Source organism: Actinobacillus delphinicola (genome assembly GCF_900638385.1).
GTDB lineage: Bacteria > Pseudomonadota > Gammaproteobacteria > Enterobacterales > Pasteurellaceae > Actinobacillus_C > Actinobacillus_C delphinicola.
Map to the genome: position 1 here is coordinate 98200 of NZ_LR134510.1, position 24491 is coordinate 122690.

General features: G+C 38.0%; 24 protein-coding genes. 11 read left to right on the forward strand and 13 right to left on the reverse strand.

Annotation, left to right across the window (positions count from 1 at the left end):
• Positions 1-9 precede the first annotated feature (9 nt).
• The 3 genes from lpxM (at position 10) to dnaX (ending at position 3632) form a co-directional block, all read left to right on the forward strand.
• Positions 10-963 (forward strand): lauroyl-Kdo(2)-lipid IV(A) myristoyltransferase, encoded by a 954-nt coding sequence (gene lpxM, locus EL259_RS00470; protein ID WP_126597981.1) that lies wholly within the window; start codon positions 10-12, stop codon positions 961-963.
• A gap of 68 nt (positions 964-1031) precedes the next feature.
• Positions 1032-1571: an adenine phosphoribosyltransferase gene (gene apt, locus EL259_RS00475; protein WP_126597983.1), complete on the forward strand. Its 540-nt coding sequence runs from the start codon at positions 1032-1034 to the stop codon at positions 1569-1571.
• Between the two features lie 36 nt (positions 1572-1607).
• Positions 1608-3632, forward strand: a complete 2025-nt coding sequence (dnaX, locus tag EL259_RS00480; protein ID WP_126597985.1) for a DNA polymerase III subunit gamma/tau — start codon at positions 1608-1610, stop codon at positions 3630-3632.
• A 47-nt stretch (positions 3633-3679) separates the two neighbouring features.
• Here the strand turns inward: dnaX and rpiA are convergent, their stop codons facing one another.
• Positions 3680-4336 carry a ribose-5-phosphate isomerase RpiA gene (rpiA, locus tag EL259_RS00485; RefSeq protein ID WP_126597987.1) on the reverse strand — a complete coding sequence of 219 codons (657 nt, stop codon included), beginning with the start codon at positions 4334-4336 and terminating at the stop codon, positions 3680-3682.
• 237 nt (positions 4337-4573) lie between these two features.
• Here rpiA and rbsD point away from each other — a divergent pair, with 237 nt between their 5' ends.
• The gene (gene rbsD / locus EL259_RS00490) at positions 4574-4993 is read left to right on the forward strand and encodes a D-ribose pyranase (protein WP_126597989.1); all 420 of its coding nucleotides are present in this window, start codon (positions 4574-4576) and stop codon (positions 4991-4993) included.
• Positions 4994-5075: 82 nt separating this feature from the next.
• Here the strand turns inward: rbsD and glmS are convergent, their stop codons facing one another.
• From glmS to cmoB, 7 genes are all read right to left on the reverse strand, one after another.
• On the reverse strand, positions 5076-6908 hold the full coding sequence (glmS, locus tag EL259_RS00495) for a glutamine--fructose-6-phosphate transaminase (isomerizing) (RefSeq protein WP_126597991.1): 1833 nt from the start codon (positions 6906-6908) through the stop codon (positions 5076-5078).
• Between the two features lie 139 nt (positions 6909-7047).
• Positions 7048-7320 (reverse strand): HU family DNA-binding protein, encoded by a 273-nt coding sequence (locus EL259_RS00500; protein ID WP_126597993.1) that lies wholly within the window; start codon positions 7318-7320, stop codon positions 7048-7050.
• Between the two features lie 148 nt (positions 7321-7468).
• Complete coding sequence (locus tag EL259_RS00505; RefSeq protein WP_126597995.1) at positions 7469-8059, reverse strand: YjaG family protein; 591 nt, start codon at positions 8057-8059, stop codon at positions 7469-7471.
• A gap of 92 nt (positions 8060-8151) precedes the next feature.
• Positions 8152-9405, reverse strand: coding sequence for a peptidoglycan DD-metalloendopeptidase family protein (locus tag EL259_RS00510; RefSeq protein ID WP_126597997.1), 1254 nt, complete (start codon positions 9403-9405; stop codon positions 8152-8154).
• A gap of 209 nt (positions 9406-9614) precedes the next feature.
• Entirely contained in the window at positions 9615-10640 is a 1026-nt protein-coding gene (ompA, locus tag EL259_RS00515) for a porin OmpA (RefSeq protein WP_126597999.1), read from the reverse strand.
• 377 nt (positions 10641-11017) lie between these two features.
• Positions 11018-12052, reverse strand: a complete 1035-nt coding sequence (locus EL259_RS00520) for an OmpA family protein (protein ID WP_126598001.1) — start codon at positions 12050-12052, stop codon at positions 11018-11020.
• A gap of 132 nt (positions 12053-12184) precedes the next feature.
• Positions 12185-13171: a tRNA 5-methoxyuridine(34)/uridine 5-oxyacetic acid(34) synthase CmoB gene (cmoB, locus tag EL259_RS00525; protein ID WP_126598003.1), complete on the reverse strand. Its 987-nt coding sequence runs from the start codon at positions 13169-13171 to the stop codon at positions 12185-12187.
• Between the two features lie 115 nt (positions 13172-13286).
• On the opposite strand from cmoB, the gene rng reads away from it, so the two are divergent.
• Together rng and tldD are read left to right on the forward strand one after the other, a co-directional pair.
• Positions 13287-14762 carry a ribonuclease G gene (gene rng / locus EL259_RS00530; protein WP_126600786.1) on the forward strand — a complete coding sequence of 492 codons (1476 nt, stop codon included), beginning with the start codon at positions 13287-13289 and terminating at the stop codon, positions 14760-14762.
• A 64-nt stretch (positions 14763-14826) separates the two neighbouring features.
• Positions 14827-16275: a metalloprotease TldD gene (gene tldD, locus EL259_RS00535; protein ID WP_126600787.1), complete on the forward strand. Its 1449-nt coding sequence runs from the start codon at positions 14827-14829 to the stop codon at positions 16273-16275.
• Positions 16276-16332: 57 nt separating this feature from the next.
• Here tldD and moaE read toward each other — a convergent pair whose 3' ends face one another.
• From moaE to folE, 3 genes are read right to left on the reverse strand one after another with little or no spacing between them, the layout of a single operon-like run.
• A complete protein-coding gene (gene moaE / locus EL259_RS00540) occupies positions 16333-16791 on the reverse strand; it encodes a molybdopterin synthase catalytic subunit MoaE (protein WP_126598005.1) in 459 nt (152 codons plus the stop codon).
• 1 nt (position 16792) lies between these two features.
• Positions 16793-17038 (reverse strand): molybdopterin synthase sulfur carrier subunit, encoded by a 246-nt coding sequence (gene moaD / locus EL259_RS00545; protein ID WP_126598007.1) that lies wholly within the window; start codon positions 17036-17038, stop codon positions 16793-16795.
• A 55-nt stretch (positions 17039-17093) separates the two neighbouring features.
• Complete coding sequence (gene folE, locus EL259_RS00550; protein WP_126598009.1) at positions 17094-17753, reverse strand: GTP cyclohydrolase I FolE; 660 nt, start codon at positions 17751-17753, stop codon at positions 17094-17096.
• Between the two features lie 167 nt (positions 17754-17920).
• Between folE and moeA the strand changes: the two genes are divergently transcribed.
• From moeA to queF, 4 genes are all read left to right on the forward strand, one after another.
• A complete protein-coding gene (moeA, locus tag EL259_RS00555) occupies positions 17921-19135 on the forward strand; it encodes a molybdopterin molybdotransferase MoeA (protein WP_126598011.1) in 1215 nt (404 codons plus the stop codon).
• Positions 19136-19139: 4 nt separating this feature from the next.
• Positions 19140-19859 (forward strand): molybdopterin-synthase adenylyltransferase MoeB, encoded by a 720-nt coding sequence (locus EL259_RS00560; RefSeq protein WP_126598013.1) that lies wholly within the window; start codon positions 19140-19142, stop codon positions 19857-19859.
• 14 nt (positions 19860-19873) lie between these two features.
• A complete protein-coding gene (locus EL259_RS00565) occupies positions 19874-20494 on the forward strand; it encodes a cation diffusion facilitator family transporter (RefSeq protein WP_126598015.1) in 621 nt (206 codons plus the stop codon).
• A gap of 68 nt (positions 20495-20562) precedes the next feature.
• Positions 20563-21405 carry an NADPH-dependent 7-cyano-7-deazaguanine reductase QueF gene (queF, locus tag EL259_RS00570; protein WP_126598017.1) on the forward strand — a complete coding sequence of 281 codons (843 nt, stop codon included), beginning with the start codon at positions 20563-20565 and terminating at the stop codon, positions 21403-21405.
• 43 nt (positions 21406-21448) lie between these two features.
• Here queF and birA read toward each other — a convergent pair whose 3' ends face one another.
• Complete coding sequence (birA, locus tag EL259_RS00575; protein ID WP_126598019.1) at positions 21449-22417, reverse strand: bifunctional biotin--[acetyl-CoA-carboxylase] ligase/biotin operon repressor BirA; 969 nt, start codon at positions 22415-22417, stop codon at positions 21449-21451.
• 107 nt (positions 22418-22524) lie between these two features.
• On the opposite strand from birA, the gene guaB reads away from it, so the two are divergent.
• Positions 22525-23988 (forward strand): IMP dehydrogenase, encoded by a 1464-nt coding sequence (guaB, locus tag EL259_RS00580; RefSeq protein ID WP_126600789.1) that lies wholly within the window; start codon positions 22525-22527, stop codon positions 23986-23988.
• A 112-nt stretch (positions 23989-24100) separates the two neighbouring features.
• Here guaB and EL259_RS00585 read toward each other — a convergent pair whose 3' ends face one another.
• A complete protein-coding gene (locus EL259_RS00585) occupies positions 24101-24481 on the reverse strand; it encodes a hypothetical protein (RefSeq protein WP_126598021.1) in 381 nt (126 codons plus the stop codon).
• Between the last annotated feature and the right edge of the window lie 10 nt (positions 24482-24491).

Here is a 24491-nt window from a genome sequence, read left to right on the forward strand (position 1 = left end):
TAATTATCAATGGAAAATCAAAAAAATACTCGTTTAACCGCGCGTGTAGGTTATCAACCACAATGGCGCTGGTCTTTTTTATTGCCCCAATATTGGGGCGTTTGGGTAGGCGTTTTTTGTTTACTTATTCTAGGGTTAATACCATTTCGTCTTCGTGATAAATTTGCGGCAAAACTTGGTATTATTATTGGAAACAAGGCAAAAAAACAGCGTCGCCGTGCTCGTGTAAATTTACAACAATGTTTTCCTGATTGGACTGAACAACAACGTGAAGACGTAATTGATAAAATGTTCATTGTCGTTACTCAAGTCATGTTGGGGATTGGTGAAAGTGCAATTTTCTCTAAAAAACATTTAAGAAATCGTTGTGAATTGCTTGGTTGGGAAAATATCCAACAAGCACGAGACGAGGGAAAAAATATTATTCTCATGGTGCCACATGGCTGGGCTATTGATACAGCAGGTATCCTACTTCGCTGTTTCGGTTTACAAGGAACCGCTATGTACAATCCACACCGTAATCCTTTAGTCGATTGGTTATGGACTGGAGTTCGTTCACGTTTTGGGAGTATGCCGCACGCACGCCAAAATGGTATTAAACCTTTCTTAAAAGAGGTTCGTAGCGGTGAGGCTGGTTATTATTTACCTGATGAAGATCACGGTGAGGAACTCAGTGTTTATGTGGATTTTTTTGCTACATATAAAGCCACACTACCTGGCTTAAATAAAATGGCAAAATTTGCTAAAGCGGTCGTTATTCCGATGTTTCCTAGTTACGATGCAGAAAAAGGAAAATATATCGTTGATATTCGTCCTGCATTAGAACTAACAGACGAACCAGAACAAGCTGCTCGTGCAATGAACAAAATTATTGAAGATTTTGTTACCCCACGTCCAGAACAGTACGTTTGGATATTACGTCTACTAAAAACACGCAAAGATGGTGAAGATATTTATCGTTAGCATAAATTTTTTATGCTAGAATCGTTAAAGCTTTTTATTAAATTAACAATACCGATTAGGTCATAAACATGAACAAATTAGAATTGATTAAATCATCAATTAAATCTATTCCTGATTATCCGAAAGCAGGGATCGTTTTCCGTGATATCACAAGCTTAGTAGAAACGCCAGAAGCTTTCCATGCTTGTATTAATATCATTACTGAAGAATTTAAAAATAAAGGGATTACCAAAGTAATCGGTACTGAAAGTCGTGGTTTTATCTTCGGTGCGCCTGTTGCCTTAGCGCTTGGTTTACCATTCGTATTAGTACGCAAACCAGGTAAATTACCACGTGAAACCCTCGCTCAATCTTATGAGTTAGAATACGGTCAAGATACCTTAGAAATCCATACCGATTCTATTGTAGAAGGTGATAATGTTCTCATTATTGATGATCTTCTCGCAACAGGCGGTACTGTCGATGCAACCGTTAAATTAGTTCGTGCTTTAAAAGGTGATGTAAAACATGCCGCTTTCATCATTAACTTACCAGAACTTGGTGGCGAACAACGTCTTAAAGAAATGGGCGTAACACCATTCTGTTTAGTTGATTTTGCAGGACACTAATCCTTTCATAACAAACAAAAATAAATAAGGAAAATAATGAGTTATCAAGTTTTAGCAAGAAAATATCGTCCAAAGACTTTTTCTGAAGTAGTGGGTCAAAAGCATGTTCTCACTGCCCTTTCTAATGGCTTAAAAGATAACCGTTTACATCATGCTTATTTATTTTCTGGCACTCGAGGCGTCGGCAAAACTTCCATTGCACGCCTCTTTGCTAAAGGTCTTAATTGCGAAAATGGTGTCACTGCTGAGCCTTGCGGTCATTGTGAAAACTGCGTTGCGATTGAGAATGGACATTTTATTGATCTTATTGAAATCGATGCGGCATCTCGTACCAAAGTCGAAGATACCCGTGAGTTACTTGATAATGTTCAATATAAGCCCACTCAAGGTCGTTATAAAGTTTATCTCATCGATGAAGTCCATATGCTTTCTCGCCATTCTTTCAACGCTTTGCTTAAAACATTGGAAGAACCACCTGAATACGTTAAGTTCCTACTAGCAACGACTGACCCACAAAAATTACCTATTACGATTTTATCACGTTGTATGCAGTTTAATCTTAAAGCCTTACAACCTGATGAAATTAGCCAGCATTTACAACATGTATTAACTGCTGAAGAAATTCCTTATGAAGTTTTAGCACTAGACGATCTCGCTATTGCAGCCCAAGGAAGTATCCGAGATAGTTTAAGCCTTACCGATCAAGCAATTGCTATTGGTGATGGTAAAGTCACACATGCTATTGTCAAAGATATGCTTGGTTTACTTGATGATAATCAGCCTCTCGCCATTATTTCAGCTCTCCAAGCAGGTAACGGCGAAGATCTTATGCATGCAATTCAAGAAGCAAGTAACAATGGTGTAGATTGGCTTGCGCTTATCTCGGCGGTTATTGAACATCTACATAAAATTGCGATTTTACAATTTCTTCCAACAACGGCGGAAGAATCACAGCGTATTGCATTCTTAGCTAAAAATATTGCTCCGCAAGATGTCCAATTCTTTTACCAAATTTTATTACAAGGCAAAGATGAAATTAAGAACGCTACTAATCAGCGCATGGCAGTAGAAATGCTCTTTTTAAGAGCATTGGCCTTTCATCCTAAATTTAGCCAAGTTGACTTTTATGAGAATATTCAATTTAACCATATTCCTCAAACACAACAGGCTACTCCCGTACAACAAGTTGCGCCAGTCCAAGCGCCCCTATCGAAGCCTAGACAGGTAGCATCTCCAGCGGAAACTACTGTATCAAGACCAAGCCATACCAAAACTAATACAGTGACTGAAAATCCTTTGTCATCATTACAAATGATGAATAGGCTAAATCAGCTTGCTAGCGAGCAAAAAAAAAAGCCACAGCCCCATAGTAACTCGGTAAGCAAACAAGCTACAACTGAATTATCGGCATTTCGCCGTTCATTGAATGAAGCACAAAACAGTGCCATTCAACCGAGAACTAGCACTTCAGTTCCGAATAAACCATCAACGATGGTTCCTCAATATCAGCAAGAAACAGTTGAAGTTGAAAAGCCAATTCAAGCTGAAGATTATCGCTGGCAGTGGATTAATCCAGAAATGGCGGAAGATCTTTCAGGAACAACAAAGCTTTCTGATATTAAGCAAGCCTTAGCACGTCGCATTACCCCTGCACTACAAAAACGAGTTATTCAAGAAGTAACGCAACGTGATAATTGGGCAAATATCATTGAAGAAATGGGGATCCAAGGATTTATAAAAGAGATGGCATTAAGTACTGCTAAGGTTGCTGAAAATGATGAAAATATTCAATTAATCATCCGTCCAGAAAAATCCTATTTGAAAGAAAAGTACTTTACTGCTCTTCAACAAGCGGTTCGAGATTTCTATAAAAAGGATATCTCACTTACTGTTACAGAAAGCAGTGATGCACAATGGGTAACGCCAAGTGAATATCGCACTAAAATTTATGATGAATTATGCGAACAGGCACGTCAAAACTTACACAACGATACTAAGTTAGCAACTTTACTTTCCGAGTTTGATGCAACGCTCATTACCGATAGTATTTGTCCAGTCTAATTATACAAAAAGCGGGAAATATCCCGCTTTTTATGAAATATTAGAAATTACAGTGTTTTGATACCTTCTGGCGTACCGACAATAACAATGTCTGCACCACGCAAAGCAAAAATCCCATTAGTCACGACACCCGCAATATTATTAAGCGCTTGCTCCATTGCCATCGGTTCTAAAATAGTAAAGTTAGCAATATCTAAAATCACATTGCCATTATCCGTTACTACCCCCTCACGATAAATAGGAAAACCACCTAATCCAACAAGCTGACGCGCTACCTGTGATCGTGCCATTGGAATAACCTCAATAGGTAAAGAAAAGGTTGATCCTAATACATCAACTTGTTTACTTTGATCAACAATGCAAATAAAAGTTTTTGCTAAAGCAGCAACGATTTTTTCACGAGTTAGTGCTGCACCGCCACCTTTAATCATCATTTTCTGAGGATTAATTTCATCAGCACCATCGACATAAATATCTAGTTCTGTTACATCATTTGCTGAAAAAACTTCAATGCCTTGCTTTCTTAATAATTGTTCGGAAGCCTTAGATGCTGCCACGGCACCTTTTATTTTGTGTTTAATTGTTGCCAATGCCTCAATAAAACAATTTACAGTAGAGCCACTTCCTACACCGATAATAGAATCATCTTTTACATAAGCCAATGCGGCTTCCGCTGCCATTTTTTTCATTGCTAATTGACTCATTGACTACTCCTTTTTACAAATAAAAATATAAACTTAATTAACTCTGTTTTATTGTAAAAGTTTTCATACATAACACAATGAAAAAATAGTTTTACATCATTTTTTTTTCAAAAATTCTTATACTTTATTGTGATCAAATTCACATATTTGAAGATAATTCTCATCCCTTCCCTTGCCTTTTGAAGAGAACAATGCACAATAAAGAAATTCAAATTTTTATTCAGTTCGGGAGACGCTATGAAAAAAATTGCATTATTAAATGGAAGACTTTCCTATGAAATTGCCTGCTTAGGGCATGGCGATAGCTTAACTATTTGCGATGCGGGTTTACCTATCAGCAAAGACACTACACGCATTGATCTCGCTTTAAGCGCAGGCATTCCTAGTTTTTTACAAACACTTGAAGCAGTAGGTTCCGAAATGTTTATTGAACGTGCGGTGCTTGCAGTAGAAATCAAAACGCAAAATCCTGCTCTTTATGCCACCATTATTGAATGGCTAGAGAAAATGTCTGAACAACAAAATAATCAAATCAAAATTGACCATGTTCTTCATGATAGCTTTAAAAAACTTGCTAATCAAAGTAAAGGGATTGTAAGAACGGGAGAATTTACACCATTTGCAAATATTATCTTATATTCAGGTGTACCATTCTAAAAAGATAACTTTATAAAAACGCCCCAATTTTCGAAAAATTTTATGAAAATTGGGGCGTGTTATATTATTTAATGGGTAAAAGTTATTCTACGGTTACCGCTTTTGCAAGGTTACGTGGTTGATCGACATCTGTCCCTTTAATCAAAGCAACATAGTAAGCAAGTAACTGCATTGGAACGGTATATACGATTGGAGCCGTAATTTCATCTACCATTGGCATTTTTTCAATTGTCATATTGCTGCCAGTTTTAAAACTGCTTTCATGATCAGTGAACACGAATAATTCACCGCCGCGTGCTTGTACTTCTTCCACATTTGATTTTACTTTTTCAAGTAATTCATTATTTGGTGCAATCACAACCACTGGCATGTCAGAATCAATTAATGCTAGCGGTCCATGTTTTAACTCACCTGCCGCATATGCCTGAGCATGAATATATGAAATTTCTTTCAATTTTAATGCTGCTTCTAAAGCGATTGGATAAAATTCACCACGACCTAAGAATAAACAATGGTTTTTGTCACTAAAGTTTTCGGCTAATTTTTCAACTTTCGTGCTATAGCTTAATACATTTTCAATTTGTGCTGGAACGCTGTGTAATGAATGTACAATTTTGGATTCTGCATCTTGTGATAAATGATTTGTACATTTACCTACTGCGGTCACTAACATTAACATTGCCACTAATTGTGCAGTAAATGCTTTAGTACTCGCTACACCAATTTCTGTCCCTGCACGGGTCATTAATGCTAAATCTGATTCACGTACTAATGATGATGTTGGTACGTTACAAATTGTCATTGTTGACATAAAACCTTTTTCTTTAGCCAGGCGCAATGCTGCTAACGTATCTGCGGTTTCACCAGATTGTGATAAGGTTAAGAAAAGACTATTTGGACGAGTTACAAATTTACGGTAACGGAACTCAGATGCAATTTCCACATCACAGCTCACACCTGCGATAGATTCAAACCAGTAACGAGCAACCATACCCGCATGATATGAAGTCCCACACGCAACGATTTGAACATGCTCAACTTTTTTGAAGATATCCTCAGCACCTTGTCCAAGACTATTTACTAATACACTATCATTCGTTAAACGACCTTCCATTGTATTAGCAAGTGCAACAGGTTGTTCAAAAATTTCTTTTTGCATAAAGTGACGATAAGGACCTTTATCCGCTACATCGTATTCTGTATCAACAGTATGTAGTTTACGTTCTACTTTATGTCCTTCTGCGTTGTAAATATCGACTTGATGACGAGTAATTTCAGCAATATCGCCTTCTTCAAGATACATAAAACGACGAGTAATATTTAAAAGTGCCACTTGATCAGATGCTAAGAAATTTTCACCAACGCCTAGCCCAATCACAAGAGGACTACCTGAACGTGCTGCAACAAGGCGTTCTGGAGTGCGACGACTGATCACAGCCATACCATAAGCACCACGTAATTGTTTTACTGTCGCTTTGACTGCTTCTAACAATGAAGATGCAGTTTTCATTTCCTCATTTACTAAATGTGCAATCACTTCGGTATCTGTTTCAGAAGTAAAGACATACCCTTTTGCTTGTAACTCCGCACGTAATTCTTGGTAATTTTCAATAATACCATTATGTACAACAGCAAAATCACCAGACATATGTGGGTGAGCATTCGCTTCACTTGGAACGCCATGGGTTGCCCAACGTGTATGCGCAATCCCTGTTGTACCTGCTAATGGATGTTCTGCTAATTTATCTGCTAAAACTTGTACTTTACCCACTGCACGTAAACGTTCTAAATGATGTTCTTTATCAACTACTGCAAGTCCAGCTGAATCATAACCACGATATTCTAGTCGCTGTAATCCATGGATTAGCACTTCGGCTACATCTCGTTGTGCTACCGCACCCACAATTCCACACATAATTTATCCTTATTTTTTATATTTTCTAGTAAATACTACTGTAAAAATTGCATTATACTTTGATTTGCACAAAATTTAAAATAGATTAAAAAATAAAAAACCCTGTTTAAAAAACAGGGTCTTACATAAAAAATCTTTCTTATTGGATCGCATCTTTTAATGCTTTACCAGCAACAAATGCAGGTACTTTAGCCGCAGCGATATTGATTGTTTCGCCAGTACGTGGGTTACGACCAGTACGTGCTTTACGTTCATTTACTTTGAAAGTACCAAAACCGATAAGTTGCACAGCATCACCTTTTTGTAAACTTTCAGTTACAGAAGATAAAGTTGCTTCTAATGCTGCTTTAGCGTCTTTTTTAGATAATCCTGCTTTTTGTGCAATTGCATCGATTAAATCTGTCTTGTTCATAAATCAATTCCTCTATATTTTTTGATTTAAATGGTAAAAAACATTTTTTATTTTTTTATAAAAAAACTGTTATTACAGCCGTTACAAAGATAACCTAAATTAGGAAATTTACAAAGTATTATCTTATATTTTTGTGTTTTAAATCACATTATTTGCGTAATTCAATTCCAATATTCGATATTCCAACCTCTTTTAGTTCATTTTTTAAATCTAAAATAAGTTCAACATCATGCTTTTCACAATCTTTTAAAACTCGATAAATTTCCCATTGCACATCAAGTTCTTGTTCAATTAATGGTTGATGTTTCAATTCTTCATCATTAAATGTTTTTTCTGATTGTGTTTCTAACAATTCAACAATTGTTTTTAAACTTAATTGACTAATAGAAATAGCTTGATCTAATGTTTCACCCGCAATAATACTATGCAAAAGATCCGCAAGACCTCTACATGCGTCAATTGCAGGAAAAATCGCATAATTTTTTGGATCTTCAACCTGTGGAATAATGTTTTCTAATTTTTCTAATTGATTATCAAAATTGATTTTAGCATTTTTTACTGTTAAAAATTCCCAAACTAAATCTAAAATATTTCTATATCGCTTAGCAAAAGTGTGATTATTTTCTAAATCACAATAAAAATAAAAATTTGGATACATTCTTTCACAAAGACAAGCCATAAAAGTATATTGTTTCCATGGCGATAAATTTGCTAAACGTTTATGAATAGGATTACGCATAATTTTCCTTATCTAAATGGATAGAGCCCTTTTCTATCCTACAAAATTTAAAAAGCGATAAATAATTTTATCGCTTTTTATTTATCAATTCACTATTGTTGTTTTGGTAAATATCGCATTGGATCGGTAGATTGTCCTTTGTAACGCACTTCAAAATGAAGTTCTACACGGTTAGATCCTGAATCCCCCATTGTTGCAATTTCTTGCCCTGCTTTTACCCATTGTTTATCTTTAACTAATATTTTTTGGTTATGAGCATAAGCACTGAGATAATCATCATTATGTTTAATAATGATTAAATTACCATAACCTTGTAATGCATTACCTGCATAAACAACTTGTCCTGCTGCTGCTGCACGAACAGGTTGCCCCAACTGTCCTGCAATATCAATCCCTTTATTACCGCCATCAGCATAAGAGTAAGAATCAATAATCTTACCCGTTGTTGGCCATTGCCATAATAACGTATTCATGAAGTGTTGTTGAGATGTGTTCTTCGTAGTTTGTGCTACACGTGCGGAATGTGTAATTGCAGGTGCTACATGATGACGGACTTCCTCACGACGAGTTTCAACTGATGATTCTGGCACTGGACGATAATTTCCAGAGGTTGGTAATAGCTTAATTACTTGTCCAGCATGTAAATCATACGGTGGGCGTAAATGGTTAAGGCGTGCAATCTCTTTAACATCTTGTCCTGAAATGTAGGATACAAGATATAACGTATCACCTTTATTTACAGTATAAGTGTTCCCATGATAAAAACCTTTCGTCATACGGTTATATTCTGGTTTATTTGTACGAGGATTGCGAGGAATGTAAACTTTTTTATCGGCTATAGGTTGAACAGATGCCACATCTTTGTCAGTCACGTGACTTTCATTAGGTGCTAACATTAATACTTGTCCCACATGTAAGCTGTAAGGCTTCGGTAAATGATTTAGCTTAACAATTTGATCGACTGGGATACCAGAGATATAAGAAATTAAGAATAAGCTGTCACCTTGTTTAACTTGATATTGACGAGCTTTATATGAGCCTTTCACTAATTTGTTATAATTCGGTGTTCCTTGTACAGTACGAGGAATATAGAAATTATTATCTAAAATCAAATCGTTACGAGAAGAACTCATTTTATTATATGCCACATCTGTTGGCATATTATCTGCCATTGGCAACTGCTTCACTTCTTCATTCCAGCGAGTATCTATAATTTGACTATTTGTTGTAGCCGGATTGTTTAACCCTTGATCGCCGCTACCTACATTCACAACAGGAGCAGGTTTTTGCATTGAACAAGCAGAAAGTACCGTTGCAGCAATAGGTAAAATAAATAATTTCTTCATCGATTTTTCTCCAGTAACTAAGGAGCTTATATACTCCTTCAGTCGGTAATAAGATAATTCCTATGATCTATTCCACATTCTAACATAAAATTAGTAGGGAATATATTAATAAAAATAGTAAAATTTATTCCTTTACCTCATAAAAAACAACCCCGTAACTCTTAAAAATTACGGGGTGCTTTTACTAAATTGCCATTATAAAATGACGATTATTTAGTACCATTAACAGAAATTTGAACACGACGGTTTGGCGCTAAACATTTGATTAATGCTTTACCGTGTTCTTTAGCACATTGAACAACAGGATCTGCTGAACCGTAACCATTTACTGCAACGATATCTGCTGGAAGACCTTTACCTTCTAAGTATTTTGCTACTGATTCAGCACGTTCTTTAGAAAGACGTAAGTTACCTTTTGCAGAACCGATACGGTCAGTGTAACCGTTGATTGTTACTTGTTGAGCATGAACGCTAGCGATTTGAGCATAGATGTCGTTTAATGCAGTTTCAGCTTGTGGTTTTAAAGTTGCTTTACCGAAACCAAAAGTTACGTCGCTGTTTAAAGCGAAAGTTTGGCTAACTTGTACTGGAGCAACTGGAGCTTCTTGACCGAAACGGTAAGATGCACCGAATGTTACTGCACCAATGTGTGGAGCGAAGTGAACACGGTTGTGGTCTTCATCACGTAATTTACCTACGTTATTTAACCATGAGTATTCTAGACGTAAACCTAATTCAGGAATTGGTGCATATTCTAAACCTGCAGCATATACTGGAGAAACTTTTAAGCTGTGAGTTTCGTAAGTTACTTTACCTTCGTCTTTTACTTTATAGTCAGAACGTACTAATGCAGCACCGATACGACCATAAGCATCTAAACCATCAATGATTGGGTAGCTACCTTTTAAGGTTAAAGAAGTACCGTGGTTATGCATTTTAAACACAGTATGACCTTCTGATTTATATTTTAAGCCACCGAAATAATCATAGCCTAATTCAGCCGCAAAGTTATCAGTGATTTGGTAACCACCGAATAAACCGTAAGTAAAACTATTACGATGAATACCAAGGTGTTCATCTTGATCTTGCATTTGATCAGCTAGTTTTTTAACATCGTTGTGCATTGAAGCCCAACCAGCACGCGCACCAGCGTAGAAAGTATTCGCTTGTGGTGCAGCTTGCACAGCAGCGGTAGCTAGAGCAGCTACAGCAAATGCGATTGCAGTTTTTTTCATATTATCTTCCTCTAGTAAAAATAAAGAAATTTTTTGTTTCTTGAGAAACAGTTACACTCTCTATGTGCAACTCTTATTCTACTCATTTTAAATAAAAAAAAAATAGAATCAGTTAAAAATCCTTTTTTTATTAATTATTCGTATATTTTTCAATCTAAAGATATAAAATAACTTCTCTTTTATATATAACTTACCTTATAATAATTATTTTTTTACTAAATAACCCTAATTAATCATCATCCTGATACATTCTTTTTTATGTTTAAAATCTTTTTTAAATTAATAAAAAAATAGCTTTCATATATACAAAAAAGGTTCTAATTTGTACCTTAGAACCTTATTTAACATTTAATTTAATAACAGTGATGGCATTACGATTAGTTAGCCATACCATCAGCAGTAATTTCTACACGGCGGTTTGGTGCTAAACATTTAATTAATGCTTGCCCAGTTTTATCATTACATTGAACGATTGGATCTGCTGAACCATAACCTGCCGTATGGATAATATTTGAAGAAACCCCTTGTTTTTCTAAATATTTTGCAACAGCATCAGCACGTTCTTTTGAGAGTTTCATATTGTATTTTTCAGGACCAATACGATCTGCATAGCCTGCTACATTTAGATTACTCACATTAGAATTTGCTAGTTGTGTAGAAACATCATTTAAAATCACTTTTGCATCTGGTTTCAACTGCGCTTGACCAAAGCTAAATGTCACATCACTATTTAAAGCAAAGCTTTGTGATACTTGAACTGGTGCAACTGGTGCAGATTGACCGAAGCGATAAGATGCACCAAAGGTAACCGCACCAATATTCGGAGCAAAGTGAACACGTTCACCTGCTTCATTGCGGAATTTACCTACATTATTCAACCAAGAATATTCAAGGCGTAAGCCTAGTTCTGGAATTGGTGCATATTCTAAACCCGCAGCATACACTGGAGAAACTTTTAAGCTGTGAGTTTCATAAGTTACGTCGCCATGATCTTTATCTTTATAATCAGAACGAACTAATGCTGCACCAATACGACCATATGCATCTAAGTTATCAAGGATTGGATAGCTACCTTTTAAGCTCAAAGAAGCGCCATGGTTATGCATTTTGAATGCGGTACTACCCTGATGAAGGAATTTCACACCACCAAAATAGTCATAACCTAATTCAGCTGCGAAATTATCAGTGATTTGATAACCGCCAAATAAGCCGTAGGTAAAGCTATTGCGATGAAAACCTGCGTCATTATAACCATCATCCATTTCAGATGCTTGAGCAAGTTTTTTTACATCATGATGAGTAGAAGCCCAACCTGCACGAGCCCCAACATAGAAAGTGTTAGGTTGAGGTGCAGCTTGTACAGATGCAGTAGCAATAGTTGCTAATGCTAATGCGATTGCAGTTCTTTTCATTTTAGTTTCCTCTTAAATAATTAAGAAATTACTGTTTATGAATTAGACAATACACGTTACGTGCACCTCAGATTCTACTCAAATTTCTACAAAATAAAACCCCTTTTAGATCATTTTTTATATAAAAATCTATTAATTATTAGCCTTATTAGCTAATATAACGGCTCTTTTTGGCGATTGATACCCTTCAATAGTTAATTGGCTATTATCTGGGTCAAGAAAGTCAGATAGGCTCTCATTATCTAACCAATCTGTTTTACGTTGTTCTTCCGTCGTAGTAACCGCTACATCTACACAACGTACATTTGTAAAGCCCACTTTTTCTAACCATTTTATTAAAGCAGGTACAGAAGGAATGAAATAAACGTTTTTCATTTTGGCATAGCGATCCATTGGCACAAGCACTGTATTCTCATCACCATCAACCACTAAGGTTTCTAATACCAACTCTCCGCCCTTCGCAAGCTGATTTTTTAATTGTGTTAAATGATCGAGTGGAGATTTACGATGGTATAACACACCCATTGAAAAGACAGTATCAAATACACCAAGTGGTTGCATTTCCTCAATGCCTAATGGGATTAAATTTGCACGACGATCATTGTTTAAAAATTTACGTATTGCCTCAAATTGACACAAGAATAAAGCTGTCGGATCGATTCCCACCACCATTTTTGCGCCTTCCCCTACCATTCGCCACATGTGATAACCACTACCACAACCAACATCCAAAATTAAGCGATCTTTTAATGGTGCAAGGTGGGGCAATAAGCGATCCCATTTAAAATCACTCCGCCATTCGCAGTCCACATGGATATCATGTAAATGATAAGGACCTTTTCGCCAAGGTTTTAGTTGCATTAAATGATGAATAATGCGTTGTTTCTCGCCTGAAGATAATGGCGCTTTCCCAGTCACTTTTACCGCATTTTTTAAATCCACGTCCTCAATGTCAAGCGTAGGTAGAAAATCAATTACTTTCTGCCACTTTTCATATTCGCCATGAGGTTGCTTTTCCCATTGCTGAAGCTGAGCTGGTAACGTTTCTAACCAGTGTGAAAGCGGACTTAATGCAATTTGCTGATAAAAATGTCTAAAATCAATTGGTTTATTTGTCATAAAATTACTTAAAGATGATAAAAAACCCGAATTCTACAATATTTATTCCTGTTATTCTATTTCCCTTTTAGTTAGACTAAGACGATAAAATTTTAAATTTAAAAGAATAAAAATGATGAATACTGTTGAATTATTGGTAAACGTTACCCCAAATGAAACACGTCTTGCGCTTGTTGAAGCAGGAACACTCAAAGAAATTCATATCGAACGCACCGCTAAACTTGGTATCGTGAGCAATATTTATAAAGGTAAAATCATGCGTGTCTTGCCTGGCATGCAATCCGCCTTTGTTGATATTGGACTAGATAAAGCAGGTTTCTTACATGTATCCGATATTGTTTCACATACTGAATGCGTTGATGAAAATGAAAAAAAACAATTTGTAGCAAAAGATATCAGTGAACTCGTGCGCGAAGGGCAAGACATTATAGTCCAAGTCGTAAAAGATCCACTCGGGACAAAAGGGGCAAAACTCACCACGGATATTACCCTACCTTCTCGCTATCTCGTTTTTATGCCAGAAAATAGTCACGTCGGCGTATCGCAACGTATTGAAAGCGAAGAAGAACGTAATCGATTAAAAGAACTTGTTTTACCCCTGTGCGATGAGCTAGGGGGATTTATTGTACGCACAGCAGCTGAAGGCGCTACCGAAGAAGAACTCATTCAAGACGCAGAATTTTTAAAACGTCTTTGGCGAAAAATCTTAGAACGTAAAGCCCGTAAGACTGCGCCTGCGGTTCTTTACGAGGAACTTGCCCCTACCCAACGCCTATTACGTGATTTTATTGGAAAAAAATTCGATATCATCTACATCGATTCTCAACAATGTTTTACTGATGTACAAAAGTTTACTCGTAGTTTTATGCCACAACTTACGGATAAACTTTATCATTATAAAGGCGAAAAACCTTTGTTTGATTTGCATAGTGTGGAGTCAGGTATCCAACAAGCCTTACAACCTCGTGTTGATTTAAAATCTGGTGGCTACCTCATTATTGAGCAAACCGAGGCTATGACTACAATTGATATCAATACAGGTGCTTTCGTTGGTCATCGTAACCTTGAAGAAACCATTTTTAATACCAATATCGAAGCGACCAAAGCGATCGCCCACCAACTGCAATTACGCAATCTAGGTGGCATGATTTTGATTGATTTTATTGATATGCAATCTGATGACCATCGAGAACGTGTTCTAGAAGCACTAAAACAAGCACTTGCCCAAGATCGTGTCAAAACTAACGTTAATGGTTTTACACAACTTGGTTTAGTGGAAATGACACGCAAACGCACCCGTGAAAGCCTTGAACATGTGCTTTGTTGCGTATGTCCATCTTGTAAAGGACGTGGTAGCGTAAAAAGTGTTGAAACAGTTTGTTATGAAATTAGTCGTGAAATTATCCGTGTTAATCGTTTATACAAATCTACACAATTTATCGTGTACGCATCGCATGCAGTAGCGGAATATTTGATTACAGAAGAATGCCACGGACTACTTGCCGAACTAGAGGTTTTCATTGGTAAGCAAATCCAAATTAAAACGGAACAATTCTATACGCAAGAACAATTTGATGTCGTCGTGATTTAATTCATCACGCCCCGATTTTCAGAAAAATTTATCTAAACGATGACGTTTAATAGGAAAAAATATGATTTTACAGAAAGTATCTGACTCGCTTTTAGCTCCAAGTCAACTTGATTGTAATGCCTTAAATAAGGTTTTTGATGCTATGTCACAACGCCAATTGGATTATGCTGACTTGTATTTCCAGTTAAGCCAAGATGAAAGTTGGTCACTTGAAGATAGCATCATCAAAGAAGGCGGTTTCCACATTGATCGTGGTGTTGGTGTGCGTGCTGTAAGCGGTGAAAAAACAGGGTTTGCTTATGCCGATCAAATTGATCTCGCTAACCTTATCCAATGTGCGAATGCGGTTAAAGGTATTGCAACACAGGCAGAGAATGTCAAAATTACTCCGCCTCGTTACCGTTCTCCGAAAATTCAAGCACGCTATGCAGTTTTCAATCCACTTGAAAGTTTAGAAAAAGAACAAAAAATTGCCCTCCTCCGTTTAGTCGATCAAACCGCACGGGCAGAAAGTCCTTATGTTACTCAAGTGAATGCACACCTCAGTGCCGTTTATGAAGAAATTTTAGTGGCAGCGACAGATGGTACCTTGGCGGCAGATATTCGCCCATTAATTCGCCTTTCTATTTCTGTATTAGTTGAAAAAGATGGAAAACGTGAAGTCGGTCGTAGTGGCGTGGGCGGTCGTTTACCTTTGGATTACTTCCTTGCCGATTTCCAAGGCATACCACGTGCGGTCTTTTTCGCAAAAGAAGCTGTCCGCCAAGCCTTAATTAATATCGAAGCCAAAGCCGCACCATCAGGCGCAATGCCTGTAATCCTTGGCGCAGGCTGGCCAGGTGTTTTATTACATGAGGCGGTTGGGCATGGTTTAGAAGGCGACTTCAACCGCAAAGAAAGCTCTGTTTTCACAGGGAAAATTGGCGAATTAGTCACAAGCCCTCTTTGCACCATTGTGGATGACGGAACGCTACCAAATCGCCGCGGCTCATTGAATATTGATGATGAAGGCACACCGACACAATGTAATACTTTAATTGAAAATGGTATTTTAAAGGGCTACATGCAGGATAAAATGAATGCACGCTTAATGGGTGTCGCACCGACTGGAAATGGTCGCCGTGAAAGCTATGCACACTTACCAATGCCACGCATGACGAATACCTATATGCAAGCAGGTGAAAGTGATTTTGAAGACATGATTAAAAGCGTTGATTATGGTGTCTTTGCCTCGCACTTTGGCGGTGGTCAAGTAGATATCACATCGGGTAAATTCACTTTCTCAACCGCAGAAGCTTATTTAATTGAAAACGGTAAAATTACTCATCCTATCAAAGGTGCAACCTTAATTGGTTCAGGAATTGATATTATGAGCAAAATTTCAATGGTTGGAAAAAATGTTGAAATTGATCATGGTATTGGAATCTGCGGTAAAGCAGGACAATCTGTGCCTGTTGGCGTAGGTCAACCCGTGGTTAAAATTGATGAAATTACCGTTGGCGGAACCGATTAAATAAAAAAAGGCGAGTTACTATTACTCGCCTTTTTATTATCTTCTAAATAGTCGGAATTACCATTTAGCTGCTGCTTCCTGATCGCTATCTTTCCCTTCGACCCAACGCTCACCGTTATCGGTTTGCTCTTTCTTCCAGAAAGGCGCTCGGGTTTTTAGGTAATCCATAATAAATTCATTGGCATGATAGGCATCTTCTCGGTGCATAGAACTGGTTCCCACCAGCACGATCTCATCATTAATTTTAAGCGAACCAATACGATGAATCACGGCTACACGCTCTAAATCCCAACGAGCACGGGCTTGTTCAACAATATCCTTCAATGATTTTTGGGTCATTTCGGGATAATGTTCAAGATGTAATCCTGATACATTATCGCCCATATTAAGATTACGCACTTTTCCAACAAACATCACAGTTGCCCCGACATTTGCAGGTTCAGACAACCATTGATAAGTATCTTGTTGTTGGAAAGTTGCCTCTTGAACAAGGATAATTGTATTGTTTTCTGCCATATCAGCCTCCTGTTACAGGCGGGAAGAAGGCAACCTCATCGCCGTCTTGTAATGCAGTATCAAATCCTGTTAGTTTCTGATTTACAGCGACAAGTAATTTGCCAGATTGTAACGCTAATGCCCATTTTTCTCCTTTTTGTGCAAGTGCTTGGCGCAAAGCCTCTACATCTGCAAACTCAGCGGGCATTTCTAAACTATCGCAGTTTACGAGTTCTCTCGTTTGTGCAAAAAATAGAACTTTTAACATATCGCTCTCTCTTTTTTAATTTTTAAAATCACGCCCCGATTTTCTCGGAAATTTTTTATTTATGACGAACGCAAGCTAAAAACTCTTTACGCTCTTCACGATCATTTAAGAACACCCCACCATATGCCGAAGTAATGGTATAACTATTGCTATCTTGGATACCACGTCCTTTCACACAATAATGTGCTGCGTTGACATAAATCGCTACATCTTGGGTTTCTAAAATAGTTTGTAGTGCAACTAAAAGTTGTTCTGTAAAACGTTCTTGAACTTGCGGACGTTTTGCAAAGAAATCAACGATACGGTTTAATTTAGATAATCCGATTACCCATTTTGCTGGATAATATGCAATCGCTACGGTTCCATCAATTGTGACAAAATGATGTTCGCACGTCGTTGTCAACGTAATATCATTTACCTGAACACGCTCACTTACTTTCATCGCATTTTTTATTTTGGTAATTTTAGGGAAATTTTGATAATCCAATCCACTAAAAATCTCATCAATGTACATTTTTGCTAAGCGTTTTGGTGTTTCTTGCAAGCTGTCATCACTTAAATCCAATCCAATTAGTGTCAACACCTCTTGCATTTTTTGTTGAATTTCGTTGCGTCGTTCATTCTTTGTTTTATCTTGTGGAAGCATTGGGGTTTCAAGCCCTTGTTCCGCTAAAGCACGCTTAACTTGTGCTGCTTCTACTGAAATATCTTGCATTCACTATCCTTTGAAAATAAATAGCGGACATTCTAGCATAATTCATTGTCCGCTCGCAGAAATTGCGAAAAAAAACTGAAAACTTAACAATTCTAATCAATTTAACGTTAGAATAACAGTTTATTAAACTCACGATAGATTGAATTAAAACTAAAAGGAGAAGAGTTATGCTTCCTCTAAATGATGCATTGCACCAAATGTTACAACAGTTGCCACAACCAACAGCAACAAAATTACTTTCATTAAAAGACGCAGCAGATCGTATCTGTGCGGAAGATATTCTTTCCCCTATCAATGTGCCTGCTTTCGATAATTCCGCAATGGATGGATACGCAGTTCGTCTCAACGATTTAGAGGAAGGCAAGCCTTTAAAAGTCGCAGGCAAAGCCTTTGCAGGTATCCCGTTTCAAGGTGAATGGGAAACAGGTAGTGTTGTTCGTATCATGACGGGAGCGATGATTCCAAGCGGAACCGATGCCGTGATTATGCAAGAAAATGCTACTGTACATGAAGATGGTCGTGTTTCTTTCACGCAAATCCCAAAATGTGGCGAAAATCTTCGTCGTAAAGGTGAAGATATTCAAAAAGGAGACGTTGTTTTACATAAAGGTGCGAAACTAACAAGTGTAGCGCTCCCACTTCTTGCCTCATTGGGCTTAGAAAAGGTAAGCGTATTTAAAAAGATCAAGGTTGCCGTGATTGCAACAGGTGATGAATTAGTGCCAGTAGGTCAAGCGCTTGGCGAAGGTCAAATTTATGATACGAATAGTTTTACTGTGTCATTAATGTTAAAAAAACTCGGTTGCGAAGTTATTGATTTTGGCATTTTGCCTGATGATCCTGCTCGTTTTGAAGAAAGTTTTATTCAAGCTCAACAACAAGCGGATATGATTATCACCAGTGGTGGCGTGTCTGTCGGCGAAGCGGATTTTACCAAAACTGTTTTAGAAAAATTAGGTCAAATCAATTTCTGGAAAATTGCAATGAAACCAGGTAAACCCTTTGCGTTTGGTAAATTAGGTGATACTTGGTTCTGTGGTCTACCAGGCAATCCTGTTTCTGCCTTAGTGACGTTCTATCAACTTGTGCAACCTGCAATTGCGAAATTAAGTGGTTTTAGTGAATGGAAAGCCCCACAAGAATTCCCTGCAACAACAACCGTTTCCCTGAAAAAACGTCCAGGTCGTTTAGATTTCCAACGTGGTTTCTATCATGTCAATGAAAATGGGCAAATTGTGGTAGAAAGCGTGGGATTCCAAGGCTCTCATCTTTTCAGTGCATTTGTGAAAAGTAACTGCTTTATCGTCCTTGAAAAAGATCGCGGTAATGTAGAAGCAGGCGAAAAAGTGACAATTCAAGTTTTTAACGAAATTTTGGGGTAAGCTCGTGGAATTAACCCTTGAAGAAGAAAAACGTTACGTCCGCCAAATTCATTTAAAAGCGATTGATTTTGAGGGGCAAGAACGCCTAAAATCCAGCCGTATGTTGATCGTCGGATTAGGTGGTTTAGGTTGCGCAGCTGCTCAATATCTTGCAACAGCAGGCGTTGGGCATCTCACTTTATTAGATTTTGATACTGTTTCTTTATCCAACTTACAACGCCAAGTTTTACATGATGACAGCCGTTTAGGTATGGAAAAAGTGCGCTCGGCAGAACAAAGCCTGCGTAAATTAAACCCGCATATTCATCTTACCAGTATCCACCAACATGCTGATGATGCGCTCATGCAAAAATTAATTAGCGAAGTGGATGTTGTGTTAGATTGTAGCGATAACCTCACAACACGCAATCAATTAGATAAACTTTGCCAACAATGCAAAGTTCCCCTTGTTTCAGGTGCGGCAATCCGTATGGAAGGACTGATTAGCACCTTTACTTATGAAGAAAATACACCGACTTACCATAGTTTAAGCCAATTTTTTGGCGAAGTCGGTCAAAGCTGTGTCGAAACTGGCGTACTTGCCCCAATTGTAGGCATTATCGGTTCGATGCAAGCCCTTGAAGCCATAAAAGTCTGTTTAAAAATCGGTAAAACCTTATGCGGTCGTGTTTTATTGATTGATGGACTTTCTATGACAATAAGAGAAATGCAATTACCTGTTTAAGGAAGGAAAAAACTATGTCACATCATCACGATCATGAACACGATCATTGCCATCACCACGTGCCACAAAGCAAACGGGCACTTGCATGGAGCTTTTGGCTCATCTTTACTTTTATGTTTGTCGAATGGGTGACGAGCTTTTTAGTGCATAGTCTTTCATTAATGGCAGATGCTGGACATATGACGAATGATGCTTTTTCTCTTGCCTTAGCTTTCTTCGCAGTGCATTTAACCGAAAAACGCCCACAAGTCGCAAAATATCTCACCCTTTTTAATGGGTTGTCTTTAGCGATTGTCGCAGCACTCATCATTCTTGAGGCGATTCGCCGTTTTTATCATCCAGAACATCTTATTGCTCTGCCAATGATTATTGTGGCGACCTTGGGCTTAATCGTAAATATTATTGTGGCGAAAATTATTCACACTGGCGATCAGGAAAATCTTAATATTCAAGCGGCTTATTGGCACGTTCTTGCCGATATGTTTGGTTCTGTTATTGCCATCATCGCTGGACTCTGTGCTTATTTCCTTAATTGGCAATGGGTCGATCCTGTCGCAAGTACGATTTTAAGTATTATTATTTTACGCAGCGGATTACGCATCTCTCGCACCGCATATCAAGCGCTATTTCATTAATTCATCACGCCCCAATTTTCCTAAAAATTTTTGCGAAAATGGGGGCGTGTTTATTTTTTAAAGGATAAATTATGTATCAAGACAAAAGTCTTTCGGCATTAAAATTAGGGCAAAAGACCCAGTACGCAAAATTCTACGATCCTACTCTACTTCAACCTGTGCCACGCCGTTTAAACCGTGAAAAACTCGGGATTGAAGGCAATGTTCCTTTCACCATTGGTGCGGATATGTGGACGGCATTTGAACTTTCTTGGTTAAATGAAAAAGGATTACCACAAGTTGCGATTGCTGAAGTAAGTATTGATTTCCGATCACAAAATCTCATTGAATCTAAAAGTTTTAAACTTTACCTTAATAGTTTTAATCAAACTAAATTTGCTGATTTTGCTAGCGTACAAAGCACGCTCCAAAAAGATCTCGCAGAATGTGCGCAAGGTGAGGTCCAAGTCGTGGTTAAACCTTTAACCGCCTATGCACAACAACCTATCGAAGTGCTACATGGTGAAAATATCGATAATCAAGATATTTGTATCGATAATTATGAATTTAATGCGGAATTACTCGAAAATTGCTGCGAAAAGGATGAAATTATCGAAGAATATTTAGTGAGCGATTTACTCAAATCCAACTGTCTTATTACTAGCCAACCTGACTGGGGAACCGTCCAAATTCACTATGTCGGACGCAAAATTAATCGTGAAAAATTATTACGTTACATCGTGTCTTTCCGTGATCACAATGAATTTCATGAACAATGTGTAGAACGTATTTTCTGTGATTTATTACATTTTGCAAAACCTGAAAAATTAACCGTTTACGCACGCTATACTCGTCGTGGTGGCTTAGACATTAACCCATACCGCTCTAACTTTGAAGCGGTTCCAGAAAGTATTCGCCTTGCACGTCAATAAAAACAAAAGGCGGTTAATGACCGCCTTTCTGATTTATCCCTGTTTAATTTTTTTGCCACGAGCGTAATGAAAATTCCCCACAACAAAAACTTTCACGCTCGCCTGTTTGTGCATTTTGTAAAATCAACCAGCCTTTTTCATCAATGCCACAAGCGATTCCCTGAATTTGCTGATGACTATTTTGCAAAACGATAGACGCTCCCGCAAATGCATCAAACTCTCGCCACATTTCAACAAAAGGTTTAAAGCCAAATTGCGTAAATTGCTCTAAAAATGCGTTTAATTGTCGCCAAATTGCAACAAAGATCGCTTCTCTATCATATTCTGGCAATACGGAATGCAAATTCGTATAAGGTTGATCAATCGGCATTTCCCTCTCAAACATCCAATTTAGTCCTACTCCAATAATCGCATTGCAGTATGGTGTGGGAGGGAATGCGAGTTCTACCAAAATTCCACCCAGTTTTTTTCCTTTTAATAAAATATCATTCGGCCATTTTAGCTGGACATCTTCTGCACCTAATTGCCGCAATGCCTTGGCAATCGCTAGCCCCACCACCAAACTTAGCCCGCTTAAATCAAGTTGCTTAGGAAATTGCCACAATACACTAAAAATAAACTGCCCAGCAAACGGCGAAAACCATTGCCGCCCACGTCGCCCACGCCCATGCGTCTGAAATTCAGCCATACAAAGCGTACCCGACTGCAAATCCTGATGCGTCAATAGAAAATCATTGGTTGAACCAATGACAGGCTGATAGATCAACCGAGTATTGGGTAAAAGAGGTAAAATCTTTCTGCCATCTAATAAAGGAAGTTTTGAATCAAAGTAAATTTTTTCATCATTTTGTTCAAAATGTAACGGTACACCCTGCGCTTGCCAATAATGTAAATGCGATAAAATCGCCTCTTTTGTCACTGAAAAACGTTCTGCAAGTAAATCTGCAGAAATCTCTCCTGCCTCGCAAAGCGTAGAAAGCAATGTAACATCGTTTATGTTTTCGGTATTCATGCGTATAAAGCTCACTTTTAAACAAAAAATATTTTTATTCTTTTCCTAGTTTCTGTATAATCCGACCGCAATATTTTTAACTATCAATTAAAGAGAGAGTATTGCAAATGTTACGCATCGCAAAAAAAGCCCTAACTTTTGACGACGTTTTACTTGTCCCAGCACACTCTACTGTGCTTCCAAATACCGCTAATCTTAGCACGAAATTAACCAAAGAAATCACCTTAAATATTCCAATGCTCTCTGCAGCAATGGATACCGTAACAGAAACCAAACTTGCAATCTCTTTAGCGCAGGAAGGCGGTATCGGTTTTATCCATAAAAATATGTCAATCGAACGCCAAGCTGATCGTGTTCGCCGTGTAAAAAAATTCGAAAGCGGTATGGTAACTGAACCTGTTACCGTGTCACCTGACCTTACTTTGGCTGAACTTGCTGAAATTGTAAAGAAAAATAAATTCGCAGGCTATCCAGTTATTGATGAAAACAACGATCTTGTTGGTATCATCACTGGTCGTGATACCCGTTTCGTGACTGATCTTAGCAAAAAAGTTTCTGAAGTGATGACGCCAAAAGCACGTCTTATCACCGTAAAAGAAAATACTCCACGTGCTGACATTTTAAAATTAATGCACAACAACCGTATCGAAAAAGTATTAGTCGTTGACGATAACGAAAAACTTATCGGTATGATCACTGTAAAAGACTTCCAAAAAGCAGAAAGCAAACCAAACGCTTGTAAAGATGAATTTGGTCGCTTACGTGTAGGTGCAGCTGTTGGTGCTGGCGAAGGGAATGAAGAACGTATTGCCGCCCTTGTTGAAGCAGGTGTTGACGTATTACTTATCGATAGCTCACACGGTCACAGCGAAGGCGTATTACAACGTGTTCGTGAAACACGTAAAAAATACCCTAACCTTCCAATCGTTGCAGGTAACGTTGCAACAGCAGCAGGTGCATTAGCCCTAGCTGAAGCGGGTGCGAGCGCAGTTAAAGTGGGTATCGGTCCTGGTTCAATCTGTACAACTCGTATCGTAACAGGCGTAGGTGTACCACAAATCACCGCTATTTCTGATGCAGCAGAAGCATTAAAAGATCTTGGTATCCCTGTTATCGCTGACGGCGGTATCCGTTACTCTGGCGATATCGCAAAAGCTATCGCTGCTGGTGCAAGCTGTGTCATGGTCGGCTCAATGTTCGCAGGAACTGAAGAAGCTCCAGGCGAAATCGAACTTTATCAAGGTCGTGCATTTAAATCTTACCGCGGTATGGGTTCATTAGGTGCGATGGCGAAAGGCTCAAGCGATCGTTACTTCCAAAGCGACAACGCAGCGGATAAATTAGTACCAGAAGGTATCGAAGGACGTATTCCTTACAAAGGCTATCTAAAAGATATCATCCACCAACAAATGGGTGGTCTTCGCTCTTGCATGGGCTTAACTGGTAGCGCAACCATTGAAGATCTTCGTACTAAAGCGATGTTCGTTGAAATCAGCGGCGCAGGCATCAAAGAAAGCCACGTCCACGACGTAACCATCACTAAAGAAGCACCAAATTACCAAATGCGCTAATACCCCACGCCTCAATTTTCGTAAAAATTTATGAGAGTTGAGCGCTAAAATAACAAAAAGGCTTATGAAAATTCATAAGCCTTTTATTTATCTATTTAAATATAATCATAGATTATAAAATTTCATTTTGCACTGTCACATAGGCTTTTGGTAATAATACTACCGCAATACCTTCTTCGGGATCCCAAGCACATTCACATAAAAGTGCAACCATACCTTCTTTATCAATCAATAAGGTTGTAGGCTCAACTTTTGTATCTTCAAATTGAAAATGCTCAATATAATCACAAATTAGTTTTTCAGTGAGTTTTTCAAAATGCACTTTTTCATTGTAAAACGCATCAAACGCTTCTTCCTGTTTTGGCGTAATTTGAGTATCTTGCGCACGTGCTTTAAACTTAAGGGTGATATTCCACGCCTTGCCTTGATAATTAAATTGCATTGGTTTTACAAAACCACGTTTCTTTACAAGATCATTTAAAAAAGGATTCATTTCTCCACTC